The sequence below is a fragment of the Streptomyces sp. NPDC052109 genome (genome assembly GCF_040680195.1).
GTDB lineage: Bacteria > Actinomycetota > Actinomycetes > Streptomycetales > Streptomycetaceae > Streptomyces.
In genome coordinates this window covers 20,715-38,940 of sequence record NZ_JBFAWF010000043.1, presented here as the reverse complement: position 1 = coordinate 38,940, position 18,226 = coordinate 20,715, and the positions used below count along the sequence as shown (strand labels likewise).

The 18,226-nt window shown below is 69.7% G+C and carries 18 protein-coding genes and 3 pseudogenes; 12 read left to right on the top strand and 9 right to left on the bottom strand.

Features of this window, described 5'->3' with window-relative positions:
* The 5 genes and pseudogenes from AB0L59_RS41255 to AB0L59_RS41235 form a co-directional block, all read left to right on the top strand.
* The coding region (locus AB0L59_RS41255) for a DUF6531 domain-containing protein (protein ID WP_365593092.1) at positions 1-839 on the top strand (839 nt) is incomplete at its 5' end.
* Between the two features lie 54 nt (positions 840-893).
* Positions 894-965: pseudogene (locus tag AB0L59_RS41250) on the top strand (hypothetical protein); the annotation flags it as partial.
* Between the two features lie 111 nt (positions 966-1,076).
* Positions 1,077-2,255, top strand: a complete 1,179-nt coding sequence (locus tag AB0L59_RS41245; RefSeq protein ID WP_365593089.1) for a hypothetical protein — start codon at positions 1,077-1,079, stop codon at positions 2,253-2,255.
* Positions 2,256-2,287: 32 nt separating this feature from the next.
* Positions 2,288-3,637 carry a hypothetical protein gene (locus tag AB0L59_RS41240; protein WP_365593087.1) on the top strand — a complete coding sequence of 450 codons (1,350 nt, stop codon included), beginning with the start codon at positions 2,288-2,290 and terminating at the stop codon, positions 3,635-3,637.
* A 60-nt stretch (positions 3,638-3,697) separates the two neighbouring features.
* Positions 3,698-3,889: a hypothetical protein gene (locus AB0L59_RS41235; RefSeq protein ID WP_365593084.1), complete on the top strand. Its 192-nt coding sequence runs from the start codon at positions 3,698-3,700 to the stop codon at positions 3,887-3,889.
* Between the two features lie 39 nt (positions 3,890-3,928).
* Here AB0L59_RS41235 and AB0L59_RS41230 read toward each other — a convergent pair.
* Positions 3,929-4,540, bottom strand: a pseudogene (locus AB0L59_RS41230) (transposase); the annotation flags it as partial.
* Between the two features lie 734 nt (positions 4,541-5,274).
* Here AB0L59_RS41230 and AB0L59_RS41225 point away from each other — a divergent pair.
* Entirely contained in the window at positions 5,275-5,721 is a 447-nt protein-coding gene (locus AB0L59_RS41225) for an SsgA family sporulation/cell division regulator (RefSeq protein WP_365593081.1), read from the top strand.
* 372 nt (positions 5,722-6,093) lie between these two features.
* Here the strand turns inward: AB0L59_RS41225 and AB0L59_RS41220 are convergent, their stop codons facing one another.
* The 4 genes from AB0L59_RS41220 to AB0L59_RS41205 form a co-directional block, all read right to left on the bottom strand.
* Complete coding sequence (locus AB0L59_RS41220) at positions 6,094-6,579, bottom strand: MSMEG_6728 family protein (RefSeq protein ID WP_365593078.1); 486 nt, start codon at positions 6,577-6,579, stop codon at positions 6,094-6,096.
* A gap of 22 nt (positions 6,580-6,601) precedes the next feature.
* Entirely contained in the window at positions 6,602-6,835 is a 234-nt protein-coding gene (locus AB0L59_RS41215; protein ID WP_365593075.1) for a DUF2945 domain-containing protein, read from the bottom strand.
* 625 nt (positions 6,836-7,460) lie between these two features.
* Positions 7,461-8,075 (bottom strand): lytic transglycosylase domain-containing protein, encoded by a 615-nt coding sequence (locus tag AB0L59_RS41210; protein ID WP_365593072.1) that lies wholly within the window; start codon positions 8,073-8,075, stop codon positions 7,461-7,463.
* 141 nt (positions 8,076-8,216) lie between these two features.
* Entirely contained in the window at positions 8,217-8,639 is a 423-nt protein-coding gene (locus AB0L59_RS41205; protein ID WP_365593069.1) for an ATP-binding protein, read from the bottom strand.
* Positions 8,640-8,982: 343 nt separating this feature from the next.
* On the opposite strand from AB0L59_RS41205, the gene glgX reads away from it, so the two are divergent.
* A complete protein-coding gene (gene glgX, locus AB0L59_RS41200) occupies positions 8,983-11,091 on the top strand; it encodes a glycogen debranching protein GlgX (protein WP_365593066.1) in 2,109 nt (702 codons plus the stop codon).
* Between the two features lie 1,162 nt (positions 11,092-12,253).
* On the opposite strand, the gene AB0L59_RS41195 is transcribed toward glgX, so the two are convergent.
* Entirely contained in the window at positions 12,254-12,391 is a 138-nt protein-coding gene (locus tag AB0L59_RS41195; protein ID WP_365593064.1) for a hypothetical protein, read from the bottom strand.
* A gap of 145 nt (positions 12,392-12,536) precedes the next feature.
* On the opposite strand from AB0L59_RS41195, the gene AB0L59_RS41190 reads away from it, so the two are divergent.
* The 3 genes from AB0L59_RS41190 (at position 12,537) to AB0L59_RS41180 (ending at position 14,156) form a co-directional block, all read left to right on the top strand.
* Entirely contained in the window at positions 12,537-13,085 is a 549-nt protein-coding gene (locus tag AB0L59_RS41190; RefSeq protein ID WP_365593062.1) for a GNAT family N-acetyltransferase, read from the top strand.
* 226 nt (positions 13,086-13,311) lie between these two features.
* Positions 13,312-13,728: an SRPBCC family protein gene (locus AB0L59_RS41185; RefSeq protein WP_365593060.1), complete on the top strand. Its 417-nt coding sequence runs from the start codon at positions 13,312-13,314 to the stop codon at positions 13,726-13,728.
* Positions 13,728-14,156: a MarR family transcriptional regulator gene (locus tag AB0L59_RS41180; RefSeq protein ID WP_365593058.1), complete on the top strand. Its 429-nt coding sequence runs from the start codon at positions 13,728-13,730 to the stop codon at positions 14,154-14,156. Before AB0L59_RS41185 ends, AB0L59_RS41180 begins: the two co-directional genes overlap by 1 nt.
* A 400-nt stretch (positions 14,157-14,556) precedes the next feature.
* Here the strand turns inward: AB0L59_RS41180 and AB0L59_RS41175 are convergent, their stop codons facing one another.
* The gene (locus AB0L59_RS41175) at positions 14,557-14,700 is read right to left on the bottom strand and encodes a hypothetical protein (RefSeq protein ID WP_365593055.1); all 144 of its coding nucleotides are present in this window, start codon (positions 14,698-14,700) and stop codon (positions 14,557-14,559) included.
* A gap of 376 nt (positions 14,701-15,076) precedes the next feature.
* Positions 15,077-15,277, bottom strand: coding sequence for a hypothetical protein (locus AB0L59_RS41170; RefSeq protein WP_365593053.1), 201 nt, complete (start codon positions 15,275-15,277; stop codon positions 15,077-15,079).
* A 110-nt stretch (positions 15,278-15,387) separates the two neighbouring features.
* On the opposite strand from AB0L59_RS41170, the gene AB0L59_RS41165 reads away from it, so the two are divergent.
* Both AB0L59_RS41165 and AB0L59_RS41160 read left to right on the top strand, forming a co-directional pair.
* The gene (locus tag AB0L59_RS41165; RefSeq protein ID WP_365593051.1) at positions 15,388-16,254 is read left to right on the top strand and encodes a hypothetical protein; all 867 of its coding nucleotides are present in this window, start codon (positions 15,388-15,390) and stop codon (positions 16,252-16,254) included.
* Between the two features lie 784 nt (positions 16,255-17,038).
* Positions 17,039-17,584 carry a hypothetical protein gene (locus AB0L59_RS41160; RefSeq protein ID WP_365593049.1) on the top strand — a complete coding sequence of 182 codons (546 nt, stop codon included), beginning with the start codon at positions 17,039-17,041 and terminating at the stop codon, positions 17,582-17,584.
* A 46-nt stretch (positions 17,585-17,630) separates the two neighbouring features.
* Here the strand turns inward: AB0L59_RS41160 and AB0L59_RS41155 are convergent.
* Positions 17,631-18,136 (bottom strand): annotated as a pseudogene (locus AB0L59_RS41155) (IS5 family transposase); the annotation flags it as partial.
* Positions 18,137-18,226 lie beyond the last annotated feature (90 nt).

Here is an 18,226-nt window from a genome sequence, read left to right as displayed (position 1 = left end):
TGGGCCCGGCGGCCCGCAAAGCCGACGACATACCGTGTGTGGGCGAGCCGATCGACGTGGCGACCGGCGCGATGCTGATGACCCAGACGGACCTGACCCTGCCAGGCAGTCTGCCGCTTCAGTTCACCCGCACCCACCTCTCCAGCTACCGGGGCGGCGTCTGCTTCGGCCCGACCTGGATCTCCACCCTCGACGAGTGCCTCCAGATCGACGGCGAGGGAGTCGTCTTCGCCGCCGCCGACGGCATGCGCCTGGTCTACCCGGTGCCGGAACCGGGCGTACCCACCATGCCGGTCAAGGGCGCCCGCTGGCCCCTGGAGTGGGACGGCAAGCCGGACGGCGCGATGACGGTCACCGACCCGTCGACGGGCATGACCCGCACCTTCGCCGCCCCCGTCCCCTCCCCGACCTTCGGCGTCTTCCACCTGGCCCTCGACTCCTGGAGCGACCGCAACGGCAAACGCATCGAGGTCGAACGCGATGACGAAGGCATCCCGTACGGTATCCGCCACTCGGGCGGCTACTACGTCGCCGTCGACACCCAGGGCCCGCGCATCACCGCCCTGCGCCTGCTGGACGAGCCGCCGTCCCGCTACCGCCCGGGCACCGCGCCCGACGAGGGCACGGTCGTCATGCGCTACGGCTACGACGCCACCGGCAACCTCACCGAGGTCATCAACTCCAGCGACAAGCCCCTGCGCTTCATCTACGACACCGAGGGTCGCGTCACCCGCTGGACCGATCGGAACGGCACCTGGTTCTCCTACGTCTACGACAACCAAGGCCGCGTGGTCCGTACCGAGGGTGTCGACGGCATCCTGCCCGGCACCCTGGCCTAGGACGACACCGCCCGCACCGCGACGTACACCGACTCCCAGGGTCACACCTCCGTCCACCGTTACAACGCCGAGGGCCAGGTGGTGGAGGAGACGGACCCGATGGGGCATGTCACGCGCACGGTTTGAGACGAGTACGGCTTCCAGCCCGTAGCGGTCACGGATCCGCTGGGCCGCACCACCCGTTACGCCTACGACGACGCCGGCAGCCTCACCGAACTCACCCTGCCTGACGGCTCGGTGGCCCGGGCCGCATACAACGCACTTGACCTGCCGACCGAGGCGGTCGAGCCGGGTGGCGCGGTCTGGCGGCACACGTACGACGACCGGGGCAACCTGCTGACGACCGTGGACCCGCTCGGCGCCGAGGACCGCTACGCATACGACGAAGCGGGCCGGCCGACGGCGATCACCAATGCCCTCGGTTGCACACGCACAATGACGTATGACGCGGCGGGCCTGCCTCTCTCCCTGACGGACGAACTGGGCCACACGACGGCGATCCGCCGCGACTCGTCTGGCCGGGTCATCGAGGTGACCGACCCTCTCGGCCACACCACCCGACTGGGCTGGACGACGGAGGGCAGGCCGTCCTGGCGCCAACTGGCCGACGGAACACGAGAGTCCTGGATCTGGGACGCCGAGGGCAACCTGCTCACCCACACGGACCCCGCCGGGAAAACGACGCACCACACAGTGGGTCACTTCAGTGTCCCGGCCACACGCACGGACCCGGACGGAGCGCGGTACGAGTTCGTCTACGACACCGAGCTGCGTCTGACGGCCGTCATGAACCCGCAGGGCCTGACCTGGTCCTACACCTACGACGGAGCGGGCCGGCTGGCCTCGGAGGCGGACTTCAACGGCCGTACCCTCACCTACACCCATGACGGCAACGGGCGACTGGCCGGCCGCACCAACGGTGCCGGGGAGACGCTGCGCTTCCTGAGGGACCCGCTAGGGCGGGTCGTGGAGCAGCGCTCGGAGGCGGGTGATGTCACGACGTTCGCCTACGGCCCCGACGGCGGACTGTGCCGTGCGGCAAACGCGGACGCCGAGCTCGTCTACGAGCGGGACGGGCTCGGCAGGGTGCTGTCGGAGACGGTGAACGGCTGTACGACCACCTATGTCCACGACGCCGCCGGTCGCCGTACTCGGCGGGTGACGCCTTCCGGGCCGGCCTCGGAATGGACATACGATGCCGCAGGGCGCCCCCTCACCCTGCGTTCCTCTGCGGGTGCGCTGGACTTTGCCCACGATGCCGCCGGCCGCGAGACCCGGCGAAGCCTTGGTACGGAGGTGACGCTGGCGCAGAGCTGGGGTGCGACGGGGCTGCTGACCGGGCAGAGCCTGACAGCCACCCTGGAGAGAGTCCTGCAACACCGCACGTACTCCCACCGGGCCGACGGCGGGAGCTGACGTCGGGCACCCGCCGCTTCGACCTGGACGGCATGAGCCGGGTCACCGGCGTCCGCGCCCACGGCTGGAGCGAGTCCTACGCGTACGACCCGGCGGGCAACCTCGTGCATGCCAGGTCGCCGGACCATGCGGCAGGCGGTGAGCGCCGGTTCGATGGCACGCTGGTCCGCTCGGCCGGCCGCACCTCGTACGAGTACGATGCTGACGGCCGCCTCGTCCGCAGGTCCCGCAAGCTCCTGAACGGCCAGACCCGGGTCTGGCGCTACGCATGGAACGCCGAGGACCGTCTCACAGACGTGGTCGCTCCGGACGGCAGCCATTGGCGCTACACCTACGATCCGCTCGGCCGACGCCTCTCCAAGCACAGCGTGGCCGACGACGGTTCCGCGGCCGACCGTACGGACTTCGTCTGGGACGACCTGTGCCTGGCCGAGCAGACCACGCCGGACGGCTGGGTCACCACCTGGGACTACACGCCGGACGGCCCTCGCCCGGTCGCCCAGACGAGCCACAAACCGACCGCGCCAGCCGCCAGCACGTCATTCCTGGCACAGTGGGCCGAGCAGCCGGATCCATCGCACAAGGCTCGGTTCCACGCCGTCGTCACCGACTCGGTGGGCACGCCCACGGAACTGGTCACCTCAACGGGAGATCTGGTCTGGCAGCGCCGTACCAGCCTGTGGGGCGCTCGCCTCCCGGACCCGGAGGAAGCCGCGTCGCCGACGGACTGTCCCTTGCGCTTTCCGGGCCAGTACGCCGATTCCGAGTGCCTCGGAAGTCGACGTACCGCCCGGCGTGGAGAACGCCATCAAGGGACGGATGATCTACGAGCTGCGGAAGGTGGGCCGCATCGGTCCAAAGGGGACCGAGGACATCACCGGAGACAAATGGAGGCGACCGCCTCTCGCCGCGGAAGGTTGCAAATGAAGTACGTCACGGCCGTCTGGGAAGACGATGGGTTCTACGTGGACCCGAGTGCCTACCTGGCCGAACTGCCGCGTCTGCGCGCCGACCTGCCCCCGGGCGCCCGGTCTTTCGCCACCGACCCCGGCCACTACGACATCGCGGGCGCCACACGCTGTGTGAAGGATCTGGAACTGGCCGGGGTCCACCTCGCCACCGACAAGAGCGGTGGGCTGGTTTTGGAATTCGCGCCCAACAAGTTCAAGCACGACTCCGGCCTGCGCATCAGCTACTCGGGCGTTAAGCACTTCTCCATCGACTATGAACACTCCATCGACTGGATGAGCGTCGACACCGTGCTCCTCGACGAGATCCTTCCCGACGAGGGCGGCGGTTGCCTGCATGAGATCGCGCTCACCGACGCCTCGATCACCGTCCGGTGCGAGGATCTGCAAGCCGTGTGGGGAGACGCGAGCTGAGCCCGTGATCACTTTCCAGTTCACCGTGCGGCCCGGCCAAGGCGACCCCCACGGTTCGATATGGGTGACATGGTCGGCACCGGGGATTTCGGCACGGTTGACTCGGTGGGCCACGTCCCCGATCAGGGCATGATGATCTACCTCTCGGTCGTTCAGCTGCTGGACAACCTGCGCGGCTTTCTTACGGGCGACGCTCGCGTGCTCACCTACACCGGTGCCGACACCTCGTTCGGGCCAAGGGCTGTCCCGTAAATGATCTACGGCATGCGGGTTGACCAGTGCCTTTGTCTGTCACCCGGCGAGGGTGAGGTTGTGCAGGCGTGCGATACCGAGCACGGCGTGGTGGACGCCGTCGCCTTTCAGGCGGCAGTCGCGGAGGATCTTCCAGGTCTTCATCCGGGCGAAGGTGTGCTCGACGCGGGCGCGGACCTTGCGGTGTGAGGCGTTGTGTTCCTCTTTCCAGGCTGGCAGTTCGGCCTGGCCGCGTTCGCGGCGGTGCGGGATGACCAGGCCAGTGCCCCGGTAGCCGCCGTCCGCGATCACGGTTGTCCTGCCGACGGCAGCCTTCGCGCCGGACAGCTCCCACGCCTTGCAGTCATTGCGGTTGCCCGGCAGTGGCCGGCCGACCGCGACGACGAGCCGGGTGCCGGCGTCGATCACGACCTGGTGGTTGGTCGAGTACCGGTAGTTCTTCGACTGCTCCGCGACAGCGTGGTCACGGGTGGGCACCAGGGTGCCGTCCACGATCAGCACAGTGTCCTTGCGGAACCGCCTGCGGGGCTGGAGCGCGAGCGCGGGACCGAGGTGGCAGACGATGCGGTCGGCGGATGACTTCGAAACCCCGAACAGCGGCGCGAGCTGCCGCGGAGTCAGGTTCGTCCGCCAGTACGCGGCAACCAGCAGCACACCGCTGCCAATCCGCGCATGTCGCCAGGCCCGGCCTCTCCCGCCCTGACCTGCCGCGAGCTGATCACCTATCCCGAGACCCTCACCCTCGCCGCGGCTCTTGACCGCCTGCCCCCGCACTCCCTGACATGCACACAGCAGACCGCCTTCCTCCACCAACTCGCCGGCCGCCTCCAACTGCCCCGCCTCGCACCCGCCGACCACGACCTGCTCTGGAAACGCCTGACCACCCGCTGGAAAAGCCCACGCCCCGACCTGCCGAAAACAGCCAGCAACTCCCCCTACCTACAGGCGCGCCAACCACACTGCGCAAAACCCGCCACCACACTCAGCTCACTGCGCAGCCATGAACGTCCAGCTCATCCCACGTAATCACCCGCACCCGGTGCCTCAACCCCGCATAAGCCTCCCCCACGGCACAGACACACCGCTCAGTACAACTGAGCAACGCCAGGCCACAATCAAGATCAATAATCAAGAACCACAGCTACGCCACACCCGACTGCCAAAGCCCACCGGCCCGCCGGCGGACGCGCCGGACGCGGGCTGCACGGTGTTCACCTGTACGGCCCCGCATGCGGCCGCGTTTCCCGGGCAACCGGCGAGATGTGCCGGGGCGCGTTTCATCTGTGGTGTTCCCGGGAGGTGGATGGCGTGGCCGAGCTCCGAGCAAGCCGCGGCATCCGCCTCGTCATAGCACGGCCGACTTCGCACCCGACCTGGGAGTCATCATGCGCCCGACCGACGAGCGTCCCCACCCGCGTACCGGACGCCTGTGTCTGGACCAGACCATCCACCTCATCGTCAGCGCCACGCAGGCTCTGCCGGTCGAGGTCCGATTCAGTTATGACGCCGCCGATCCGTTCGCGGTGCGCATGGACTTCACCGGCTGCGCCGGCGTGGCCGCGCCCTGGGTGTTCGCCCGCGACCTGCTGTATGCGGGCCTGCAGGAGTTGTCCGGCATCGGCCATGTACGCGTCTGGCCGGACCGCCGCCGACACGGCGCCGGGTCGATCCGGATCCTGCTGAACGGCAGGGAGGGCACGGCGGTGCTGCGCGTGCCGGCCGCCCCGTTCGAAAAGTGGCTGACGAAGACCTTTTCCGTCGTACCCGCCGGCACGGAACAGGATCATTTGTACTGGGACGACGTCGTGCGGGAGCTGCTGCAGCGAAACTGAACGGCGCCCGGGCACCGCCGCAGGTACGGCACCCTCGCAAGGCTTTGCAATCTTGTCGAGATCCGGGCCGCACCGGGGGCAGGGGCCACGATGCGCCCGCGCACCGAGCTGCCCGCGTGGCGCGTGAATGCCGGCGGTCTGACCTGCTGCACGTCCGGCTGCGCTCCCCCGCAGGTGAACCACGACGGACAGGATCATCCTGTGCGGCGGACAGGGGCCGTGCTCTGCGTGTCCTCGCCCCTGCTGCGCGACTGGTTGAGGCACGTTGCCGGCACCTCGCTGAACGCATTCGCGCCGTGCCGGGTGACGCTGTCGGGCGGGGGATGCGTCGTGGCCGTGCTCCGCCTCCGGGGTTTCCTCGGTACGGCACGCTCAGGTTCGCTGCGGCCCCGCGCTCCGGCGGTCCGACGCGGGCCAGACATAGGGCAAGTCGTCGGGTACGCCGGGGAAGCGGGCGGCGTAGAACTCGGGGGCCTTGCGGACCAGTGCCGACTGGTGGCTTCTGTGGAAGGCCGGGTCCCCGAGCCACGGCGGCAGTTCTCCCGCGCCGGCGAGGTCCGCCTGGTCGCGTACCGGGGCGCCTGGGTGGTGGGCGGCGAAGCCGGCGACCAGGGAGGCGGCGCAGCTGTCCTGGTGTCCCAGTTCCCGCCACACCCGGCAGACTTCCAGACCGTACCGCACGAGGGCCTCCTCGTAGCCGGTCCACATTCGCACGGCCGGGTGCCGGCGCCAGCCGTAGCCGGGCACGGTCAGGCCGCGCAGGACCTGGAGTGCTTCGACCCGCTGTTTGCCGAGCCGGCGCCGGTCGAGGTCGTGGGCCGACTGCCGGAAGTCGGGGCGGGTCAGGAAGGTCTGCACGGCGGGCTTGTGTGGTCCGGGATCACTGCTTCTTCCTCCGCAGCGCGGACGGTTTGCGCACGGCCCTCCGGCCGGACTTCTCGCTGCGCACCTCGTACTGCGGCTCGTCCGGGGAGGCGTCCACCGTGCGGCCGGCGGCCTTCGTCCGGCGGGTGATCTTCCGCTGCACGGTTCCTCCGGCGCTGCTGCCGTGGCTGTTGCAGACGACCTCCTCGCCGTTGTCGAACCGGTCGTCGCTCTCCTTCCCGCCTGTCATGGCTTCCTCGCTTCCTGCTGTTTGACCGTTCGGTCCGGGTCGGGGTTTCCCCCGCCCGGCGGATAGGTTTCGCCGTCCGCGAGGACCTGCGACACGATCTGTGCTCCCACGTCCAACGGTCCCGCCGTCGTCGTCGAGATGCACCTTTGCGGCTCCGTCTCCCGCTGGCCGGCGCGGGCGCCGGGCCGGCCAGGGACACGCCCCGCCGCAGCGGCAGGCGGACCGCGGGCAGCGGCGCGTCTCGGGCCGCCGCCCGCACTCCGCCGGGCGTCGCGGTCTTCGCCCCGGCCACCAAGGGCTGCGCCTTGCGACGCGTCGGCTCCCGGCCTTCACAACCGCCCGTGTCCCGGGGGGTCTGCCTGCAGCGGGTGAGGTGGCGAGGACGGCGCCCGCGCCGCGCAGGCGCGGGCGGCGCCGAGAAGGGGATCACACAGTGAGGGGGCGGTGTCCGCGGCCCGGCGCTGCCGCGGGCGGCACCCGGGTGCCGCTCTGTCTCGGGTGGCGGTGTCAGCGCCGTTCGGCTGCGGCGCACCGCGCGTGTCTGCCCGGAAGACGTACATGCGGGTTGTCGGTGCGCCCGGAACGGATCCGGGAACGCGCCCCCTCGCCTCCTGCCCCGGTCGGTTCACTGCCTTCGGTCGGCGCCGTGCCTGTCGGTGACGGCTCCTGCGGTGGGCTCGTCCGGTGTGCCGCAGGCGGCCAGGGCCTTGGCTGCCTGGACTCTGTGGAGACGGAACCGGCGCAGGTAGGACCGTGCCATGGGGCCCAGGGGGACGCCCCGTGCAAAGGCGCGCATGTTGCGCTCGCCCGTGTTGTAGCCCAGGGCGAGGAGTTCTTCGCGGGTGTAGCGGCGCACATGCCGCTTGGGAAGGCTCTGGTCGAGATCCTGCAGGTGCAAGGCGGCGACGCGGATGGCGAGGGCGGGATCGTCGCGGAGGTCCTGCCACCGGCCCCGCAGACCGTGTGCCCGTTGAACCCGCTCGAACGTCCCACGGTGCATGTTGGCCACGCCGAAGGACGCCGCGGGCTTCCACCACTGCCACAGCCGCTCCAGCAGTGGATGGTGCGGCTTGTACGCCTCGTTGTGCAGCACCGTCATGACCAGGAGAGGCGACACCTCCGCCTCCTGGGCGCTACGCGCCACGACGGCGGCGTAGTCGGCCGGATCGTAGCGGCCGGGCAGCAACGGTGGAGCCGGCGCCTCCTTCGCCTGCAGCGGACGGGATCTCTGCTTGGACACCGGTGTCGGTCTCCTGGCCATCTCCACTCGCTTTCCGGGTGTGGGCGAAGGCGGCCGGGGACCGTCCCGGGGCCGGGGCCTGGCCCGGCTGCCGGGCACGGAGGCCAGGCCCCCGGCCAGAGGTGTTTCGCGCGCAGCGGCTCATGACGGCGGGGCGGTCCGGGGCGGCTGGAAGCAGGCGGTGACGTCTTTGCCGCGGGGGCAACGGCGGGCCTGCCAGCGATCGGCAAGGGCATCGACCAGGAACAGCCCGCGCCCGCCCAGGGCGGTGTCGCTCACCGCGTGTCGTTCGGGCAGCCGGCTGGAAGCATCGTGAACAGTGACATGCAGGCATTCCTCGTCCCAGGTGAGGATGAGTTGCGCGGTGCTGTGGGCATGAGAATGGGCGTTGGTGACCAGTTCTGACACGGCCAGCACCACGGAGTCCACCAGATCCGGTGCTCCACCCTCCCAGCCGAGGTCGGCCAGATGCGCACGGGTCCAGTCCCGGGCGGCCTTCACACCGCTGCTGAGGGGCAGCGATCGCGCCCATCCGACCGCTCTCAGTGATGAATTCTGCGCCATTTCTCTCCTCCAGCCGAGCACCTGCTCGTCCCGTCTGCCCCGCAAACCGCAACGCCAACGTCGGCTGGCGCGCGACTGTGTCCTGGGTTTTCGCTTTGGGGCCCTCCCCCTGCAGAAACGTGCTGACGCCTTTGCAGCACGTGTCTGCGGGGCCGTGCGGCTTCTCCGCCCGGTTCGGGGCAGCAGCGAGCGGCCGCGCTGCACCGGAGGCGGTGCGGGGCCAGGCACTGGTGAGCGCACAGGGGAAGCCCACGAGGGGACCGCATTGCGCTTTTCGATGGGGTTCGCTGCTGTCCGCACGGGTGCGGCGTTACGTTGTGCGCGGCGGGGGGAGGTATGCGTCATGACCGACCACATGGGGCCTGGACGCCCGTACCCCCTGGGTGCCGACCATGTTGGTTCCGGCACGAACTTCGCGCTGTTCAGCGAGGTTGCCTACCGTGTGGAGCTGTGCCTTCTCGACGACGGCGGCGCCGAGCGGCGTCTGGAGCTGACCGAGCGCACCGGGCACATCTGGCACGCTCTCGTGCCGGGCGTGCAGCCGGGGCAGCGCTACGGCTACCGCGTCCACGGCCCCTACGATCCCGCCGCGGGGCACCGGTGCAATCCGAGCAAGCTCCTTCTTGATCCTTACGCGCGGGCGATCGACGGCATGGCCGACCAGGACCCGTCGCTGTTCGGCTACCGGCTCGACGCCCCCGATGAGCCCAATCACGACGACAGCGCGGCACACACCATGCACTCCGTCGTCGTGAACTGCGTCTTCGACTGGGAGGGGGACCGGCCGCCGGACCGGCCCTGGCACGAGACGGTCGTCTACGAGGCCCACGTCAAGGGCCTCACCATGACCCACCCGGACGTTCCTCAGGAGCTGCGCGGCACCTACGCGGGCGTCGGGCACCCGGCAGTCGTCGGCTGCCTGAAGGACCTCGGCGTCACTGCGCTGGAGCTGATGCCCGTGCACCAGTTCGTCCAGGACGGCGTCCTGCAAGAAAAGGGCCTGTCGAACTACTGGGGGTACAACAGCATCGGGTTCTTCGCCCCGCACAACGCCTACGCCGCCACCGGAACCCGCGGTGAGCAGGTCACCGAGTTCAAGGCCATGGTCAAAGCGCTGCATGCGGCCGGCATCGAGGTGATCCTCGACGTGGTGTACAACCACACGGCCGAGGGCAACGAGAGGGGGCCCGTGCTGTCCTTCAAGGGCATCGACAACGCCGCCTACTACCGCCTCGTCGACGGTGACGCCGCGCACTATTACGACACGACGGGCACCGGCAACTCCCTGCTCATGCGCCACCCCCACGTGCTGCAGCTCATCATGGACTCCTTGCGCTACTGGGTGAGCGAGATGCACGTGGACGGCTTCCGCTTCGACCTGGCCGCCACACTGGCCCGGCAGTTCCACGAAGTCGACCGCCTCTCGGCGTTCTTCGACCTGATCCAGCAGGACCCCGTGGTCGGCCGCGTGAAGCTCATCGCCGAACCCTGGGACCTCGGCGACGGCGGCTACCAGGTCGGCAACTTCCCGCCCCAGTGGTCGGAATGGAACGGCAAGTTCCGGGACACGGTCAGGGACTTCTGGCGCGGTGAGGACGGCACACTGGCCGACTTCGCCACCCGCCTCACCGCCTCCCGCGACCTCTACGACGACGGCCGCTCCCCTTGCGCCTCGGTCAACTTCGTTGTCGCCCACGACGGGTTCACCCTGCGCGACCTCGTCTCCTACAACGACAAGCACAACGAGGCGAACGGCGAGAACAACGAGGACGGCGAGAGCCACAACCGTTCCTGGAACTGCGGGGCCGAAGGCGACAGCGACGACCCCGCCGTCCTGGACCTGCGGGACAGACAGCAACGCAACCTGCTGACCACGCTCCTGCTGGCCCAGGGCATCCCGATGCTCTCCCATGGTGACGAATCCGGTCGCAGCCAGCTCGGCAACAACAACGCCTACTGCCAGGACAATCCACTGTCCTGGATCGACTGGTCACTCGCCCGGCAGAATGCGGACCTGACCGCTTTCACCGCAGACCTGATCCGCCTGCGCGCCGAGCACCCGGTACTGCGCCGGCGCGGCTGGCTCACCGGCGCCCCAGCCCATGACGGCGAACTGCCCGACGCTGTCTGGTTCCGCCCGGACGGCGCCACGATGAACGACGACGACTGGTCCCGGCCAAACGCCCATGGCGTCGCTCTCTTCCTCAACGGCGATGCCATCGCCGAGCCCGACCCCGTGGGCCACAGGGTCAAGGACGACTCCTTCCTACTGCTGTTCAACGCCTGGAGTGATGCCGTGGACTTCAGGCTCCCCGACGCCTCGTACGGGCAGACGTGGCAGACAGCCCTGGACACCGCGCAACCGCACGGCACCGACGAGACGGAACACAAGGCGCGCGCGGCCCTGGCCCTGCAGCCGCACAGCGCGGTCGTACTGCGTCGCACGGCGTAGGAGACTTCATCGCCCCCACACCCGCGTGCGTCTTTCAGGCTGCGGCCACACCAGAAGGCGGCTGCCTGACAGCGGTGCCGGAGCCGGTGCGAAGAAGCTTCGTCATGTGCCTTCCGTGGAACGCCGCATGCGTCAACAACCAGGCGATTTCGGATCATGACAACGGTGACCGCTGACCGCGGTCCACCGCGATGCCGTCTCACGGGGCGGCAGGGGGAATGCACCGGGGGTGCGCTGTGCGCCGGACTGGATCAGGGGGCGTGCCTGCCTGTCCGCACGTGAGGGCCCGAGCGTCGAACGGCCCGGGCCGGGCCGTCTGCCTGAGCATGTCATCCGTCATGACGCCCGGTAGGCCCGACCGGCGAGCACGATCAGCCGCCACGGCCGAAACGCCGACACTCCGCTCACTTCTGACCGTGAACCAGCTCGCCGGGCTGCGGGCCTGATCGCCGAGGGAAGGCCCGCAGCCCGGACGCGAGTGGTCCCGGATGTGCCGCCTTCTGTCCCCTGCACAGGGGCCTTGCTGACCGTGCAGAGGACAGAAGGCCTGGAATGACGACGCGGAACCGGTCCAGTCGCCGGCGAGGTCAGTGGTTCAGGCGCGGCCAACCAGTCGACGTGCCCGCCCTCTGCGGGGGTACCCGGCGAGCCCTCCTGAGGTGCTGACCGCCCGGACGGCCTGATGGCACCTCACCTGCCGCACGACGGCGGCGCGCACCACCATGCTCACCCCAGTACAGGACGCTGCCGGCTGCCAGGGCAAAGCCGATTCCCGCGCCCACCAACGCACCGAAGACACCTCCCGAGGCGAAGCCCAGGACCGCTCCGGTCAGCAGCCCCACGAGCGAGGCACGGATGAAGTACCTGCGAATCCTCTCGTCCACGAAATCACCGCCTTTCACAGGGCCCTCTGCCCCGCCCCGCGGCGAGTAACCGGCAACTCGTCACATAGGGTGAACCCGGCAGTGCCGTCTGCCGCCGCCCGGTTCCTCGTGCACGCCCGGCGCCCACAATCCCGACGTCACGGCAGGGCGGCTGCGGCATCCGGCCCGCCCGCACCGCGTCCGCACGTGACGTCCACGCGGCGCGGGTGCCGCTGTTCGGCGGGTGACTCGCACCCGCTGACGCGCTGGTCGGGGCGTGCCGCCGGAGAGTTGTGGCATCACCGGCCGGCGAGCCGCTTGTAGCCGGCCGGCACCCGCAGTCCGAGCCGGCCCTCGACGGCCGCCCAGTCGACGTAAACGGCGGAGGGCGGGCGCTCCGCGGAGGGGGTGGTGAACCTGCCTATGTCCGAGGTCAACTGACGTCCTTCCAGCGTGCGCCATGTACGGGGGCTGATTCTTCCGTTTGCGTGGTCCGGTTGGCGTACGGAGCGTTCGTGGGGTTCCCTGGCATCGGCCGCGCACCACGCAGCCTGCGAGGATGAGTGTTCCGGGAGGGGGCTCATGGAGATCACGTGGCGTCGGCTCCAGGAGCACGACTTCCCTGGGCTGCGGATGTGGCTCCAGCAGCCCCATGTGAAGCGTTGGTGGAATCACGAGACCACAGCGGAGGCGGTGGCACGCGACTTCGGTCCCGCTGCCCGGGGCGAGGAGCCCTCGGAGGACCTCCTCGCCTTCCTCGAAGGTCGACCGGTCGGTCTCGTACAGCGTTCGCGCCTGCTGGACTACCCCGGGTACCTGGCCGAGCCGGCGGCCGTCGTCCCTGTACCCGACGGCACGATGACCATCGACTACCTGATCGGCGATCCTGATCAGACCGGCCAGGGCATCGGGACGGCGATGATCCGCTCGGCCGTCACGCGAACCTGGGCCGAGCACCCGGCCGCCCCGTGCGTTCTCGTCCCGGTGATGGCAGCCAATCGCCCTTCGTGGCGCGCGCTCGAACGGGCAGGACTGCGCCGGGTCGGGGTCGGAAACCTGGAGCCGGACAACCCGGTCGATGACCGAACCCACTACCTCTACCGCATCGACCGGCCGGGGACCGGCGGCTGACGGTCTCCCCCATCGGCGAAGACCCCGGATGCTGAATCCGGCGCCGGTTCGGTACCCGGACCTGCGTCGGCAAACCGCCCGCACACCCCACCCGCCGCCCCCCCCCCCGCCCGCAGGGGAACATCAGCAGCGACCTCGATGGAGCGGCTTTTGCCGGGACGTGCAGACAGATAGTCTGCGCACAGATAATCTTCTCGAAGATAATCTTCGGACCAGGAGGCCGCTGATGTGGACATACGAGCACAGCATCGAGACCGACGCCGCGCCCGAGGCGATCTGGCGCCTGTGGGCCGACGTCGAGAACTGGGCGACCTGGAACGCCGACATCGCGGGCATCCGGATCAGCGGCCCGTTCGCGGCGGGCGCCGAGATCGTGATGACGCCGGCCGGCCAGGACCCGGTGCACCTGATCGTCGCCGAGACGAAAGCCGGTGAACTGTTCGTGGACGAGGCCCGGTTCGACGGGCTGCTCCTGCGCACCGTGCACCGGCTCGACCAGGGCGAGCGAGGCCGCACTCGAGTGACGTACCGGATGGAGATCACCGGCACCGGTGCCGACAGGCTCGGCCCGCAGATCGGTCCGGCCGTCACCGCGGACTGGCCCGAGACGATGGCCGCCCTGGTCAAGCTGGCACAGGACTGATGGCCCTCAGCCCCGGCGACAGCCCCGGATTCCTGCTCTGGCACGCCACGCTGCGCTGGCAGCGCGAGATCGCAGCGGCCCTCGGCCCCCTGGACCTCACCCACGTCCAGTTCGTTCTGCTCGCCTGCACCTGGTGGCTGAACACGCACGGCGAACACCCCAACCAGCTGGCCCTGGCCCGCCAGGCCGGCACCGACGTCAAGATGACCTCGCAGGTCCTGCGCGCCTTGGAGGCCAAGGGTCTGATCGAGCGCGAGGTCGACCCCGCCGACACCCGCGCCAAACGGCTGCGTGTCACCAGCGCCGGCGCCGAGCTGGCTCCGCGCGCAATCGCCGCCGCCGAGCACGTCGACGCACGCTTCTTCCAGCCGGTGGCGCACGACGACGCCGTGACCCTGCTCAGCCGCCTGGCCCACCCCGAATCCTGAGGCCCACACGGACACCGCCGGCCCCCCGAACCCGCCGGGCCGGCGGCGCCCGCGTGACACCGCCCGGTCCGCCCCACCGCCCAGGACCGGCGGCTTTTTCGTGACCGTCCGCTGCGCCGTACCGGTTTCGGCGCGTGCCGGCGAGCGCCGTCGGCTGAAGAAGACGGCCTACGGCCACAAGCCCCCCGCCGCCCCGCCCTCGCGCCGGGGCAGGCGAGGACGGTGCGGGTGAGCCACACCTACGACGGCCACGGCGGCACCCGGGCCCACCTGGCCGCCTACGACGTCCACCGGGCCCGGGTGTTCGCCCCCCGGGAGGGGCCCTGCCCCAGCCGGTGACGGGGTTGATGGGCAGCTACCGCAAGCCGACGGCGCTACGGGCCCCTACCGGCCGACGGTTTCAGATGCCGAGGGAGAGTCCGAGAGGAGAGCCCACAAGAGTGCTGACGGGGTGTTCGAAGAGACCGTCGACGACGTCGTCGGGGGCCGGTGCCTGGGCGGCTGCGGCGGGAACGATCGCTCCGAGGGAAAGCAGTGCGCTCACTGCTGCAACGGTCACGATGCGGCGGACACACAACACGGGGGTTCCTCTCGGTGAGGAGAAGACGCTGGACGTATGCACGGACAGGACACTTCCACCCCTCACGCCCCTGCACGCTTCACGTCACTCGTTCAAGGGACGGCCACCCCCGCCCACACGCGATCGACGTGGACATGAGCAGACCCGCGGCCCCTGAACGAACCCGGACAGCCGGGTGCCACCTCAGGGCCGGGCGGCCCCGTCCGGGCGCGGAGCGCGCCGGGACCGGCTGCCGCATCCCGCAGCGCGCGCCTCCACGGGCCGTAGGGCCTCGCACAGGTCCGAGGATTCATGAGCCGGCGATCGTCGCAGCCCTCGTGCGCTTCATGAGGCGCCCTGCTCAACCACACGCGCAGCCGTACTCACTCCCGGCCTGCTCCAGGCGCCAGCCGAAGCACTCAGACGTCAACTTGCTTTGCTTGCAGCCCAGTTGGCCCTGCTCGCCGAGCGCGTTGCCCAGTTCGGCGAGACGACGGGCGACGTACACGGGGCCGGAGCGGCCGGGCCCGTCGGGAACAGGCCCCAGGCAGGGCGCGGTCACGGGGCCCCTGAATCCGAGCTTGCACGGCGACCACACGCCTGTCCCCCATCCCCCATCCCCTGTCCCCGTCCAGCCGCCGCAGGGGATGCTTGCTGTCAGAGGTGATGACCATGGCCGACACCGGGCTGATCAAAGTAAAGAAATGGGTACGCGACCTGGCCGACGGGACAAGCTGCTACTACTACGAAGTCGCCTACACGGCCATGGACCACGAACCGGGCCTGCAGGACATTCTCGCCGCCTACGAAGCAGCCGGGAACTGCTACATGGACTCCGAGGCAGTGGTGGGCACCGAGGCGGAGTGCAAACGCTGGGAGGCCGCACGGCGAACCCTCTTACGCCGCCTCGACAGGGCTTCCAGGATCGAGCGTGCGGCGTTGCGACTGGGCGGACCGTCTGCCGCTCTCACGTGGGCCACAACGTGGTCGTCCAGGCGGGGAAAGCGTGCGGCGCGGGCTTACCGGCCGATCCATGCGGAGGTCCGTCAGCGGCTGGCGCCTTACGAGGCTGCGATCCGGGAACGGAAGGAACGGTGCCACGCAGCGGCAGAGAAGACCGTTTGGGGCTGGGTCGTGACCAACTCGGCCACGGTATACCTCTACCGCCACGACGTGCCTGCGGACATCCCGCTGCCCGAGTCCGATCGACGCTCCCAGGAACCCCTCAGTGCCAAGTCCCTGTGGCAGACACTCGCACCGCTGTCTGCGACCGGTGTGACCACGGTCGAGTGGGATACGGCCGCCTGCCGGGCGTTGGAGGAGGAGTGCTCCACCTCGAGCCATCGCGTCTCGTTCCGGTACTGGTGGCGGGAGGCAGGACACGGGGCGTGGTGGCTGGACCCGACAAGGCTGCCGCGTGCACACACAGAGCCGTCCGGCACCCCTTCCAGCCCGCGAAGCAGCTCCCCCTCGATCGGCTCCTGGCCCACCAGCCCCCCTGGCACGGGCGGCCATCCCGGCGGGTTCGGCACCTTCTGAAGCGTGCCGTGGTCGACCTGCGCCAGGCCGCCCGGCAGCTGCTCCCCGCCGGCGATCGTCCAGCAGCACCGAACAGATCCCGGTAGAAGGCGACCGCCACGTCCGGGTCTGCCGCCGCACCACCCGCCCCGGTGCGGCGCAGCCCGCCGGACAGCGCCGGCCACCACGTCTTCCGCAGGCTGTTTCCCCGAGCACCCGCTGACCCATCCCCTGCACGCACACCACGCGGCTCGCATGCCACCTCCGTCAGCCGGCCGGCATGTCGTGCCGCCCCGGTACAGAACTACCGGATTGCGCTTGCCCACTCATTCAGCGTCCCGCACGGGTGAGCACGGACACCTGCGCGCCGCACGGGGCCGCGGACGCTGCGCCCGTGCTGAGCGCAACCAACCCAAGTACCGCAGCGGCTGCAACTGCGGCGGCACGTATACACGTTCTCATGCCGTCCCCTCCCAGCGATCAGCCAACCGCGCATCCAACGCACCAGTACACACTCCCCGGGCAAGGCCGCGGAACAGCCGGCCGCAAGACCGCCCGCGGCACGCACAGCGGTATTATGCGGGGCTCAGACCGCGTTTGAGATCTGCAGCGATGCCGGCCACGTGGTGTACCACATGCGGAAGTCTGTTGCAGGAGAGGGCAAGCCGTACCTTCCCGGCAGCGTTGCCCATGATGATCAGGCGTGAGAAGGTGCCGCAGCCGGAGTCGCCGAGGGCCACCCCCATCCCCCCGCACTCACAGGTGACCTGCACCCTCGCACGGCGGAAGGACAAGCCCGCTCACCATGGCCGAAACCCCCGACGACGTCCCCGGGATAGCCAGCGAGGGCCACTTCGCGGCACTCGTCCGCAGATACCAATCCCTCGACCTGTTCGCCCGATTCCTCGGCAACCCGTTCGAGCTTCTGTACGGCCAGGCCCAGTGCGCCCTCGAAGCGCACGATTCCGGGACCGTGCTGGAACGACTGGCGATTACCGGCCCGCCGTATCCCCTCGCGGACACCCACCTCGACTGGGACGACCCGGTCCCGGAGACCCGGTACATCATCACCCGGGTCGCCCTGTTCGCCCCCGTCACTCTCAGGGTGTGGACCCCCGCCGCCGGCACTCACGTCCTGCAGGGCGCACTGACCTGCGTCATCGCCAACCTCAACCAGCCGGAAGACGACCGCATGGTGCGGTCCTGGCTCGACCTGGACGAGCACACCCCGAGCCGCCTCCTGAAGCCCGACAGCGACCTGCTCCGCAGCCGCCTGCTCAGCGTCGGCGAATGGCTCCCCACCGACTACCCGCACGGATCCCCCGAACGGGAGGGCCGGAGCACCACCTGACGAGCCCCTCCGGAGTCAGGCTCGCGGCTCGGTCTAAGACGCCGTCTCATTTGGCGAGTCTGCGGTAGCAGATGAGGCTGCAGGCGATGGCGGTGCAGGCCAGGAAGTGTTCGGCCTTGCGTTCGTAGAGGCGGTGCAAACGGCGGCAGCCGCCCAGCCAGGACATCGTGCGCTCGATCGTCCAGCGATGCCGGCCCAGCCGGGTGGAGGACTCGATGCCCTTGCGGGCGATGCGGTGCCGGATGCCTCGCTTGCGTAGCCATCGGCGCAGGTGGTCGTAGTCGTAACCCTTGTCCGCGTGCAGCTTGGCGGGCCGCCGTCTGCGCGGGCCGCGGCGGGAGCGGATCGGCGGGATGCCGCGCACGAGCGACTCGAGTGCCTGGCTGTCATGCAGGTTCGCGCCGGAGATCCCGATGGAGAGGGGTAAACCGGTCCGCTCGGTGATCAAGTGGATCTTCGATCCCCTCTTGCCCCGGTCGACAGGATTCGGACCTGTCAGGTCCCCCCTTTCAGGGCCCGCATGTTCACCGAATCGATCGCGCAGCGCGACCATAGTCCCGCATCCGCCACCGCAGCTCCGCCCGCCCGAACCGGCCCGCTACCCACGCGAAGACCGACTCCAACTCCTCGGCCCAGCACTCG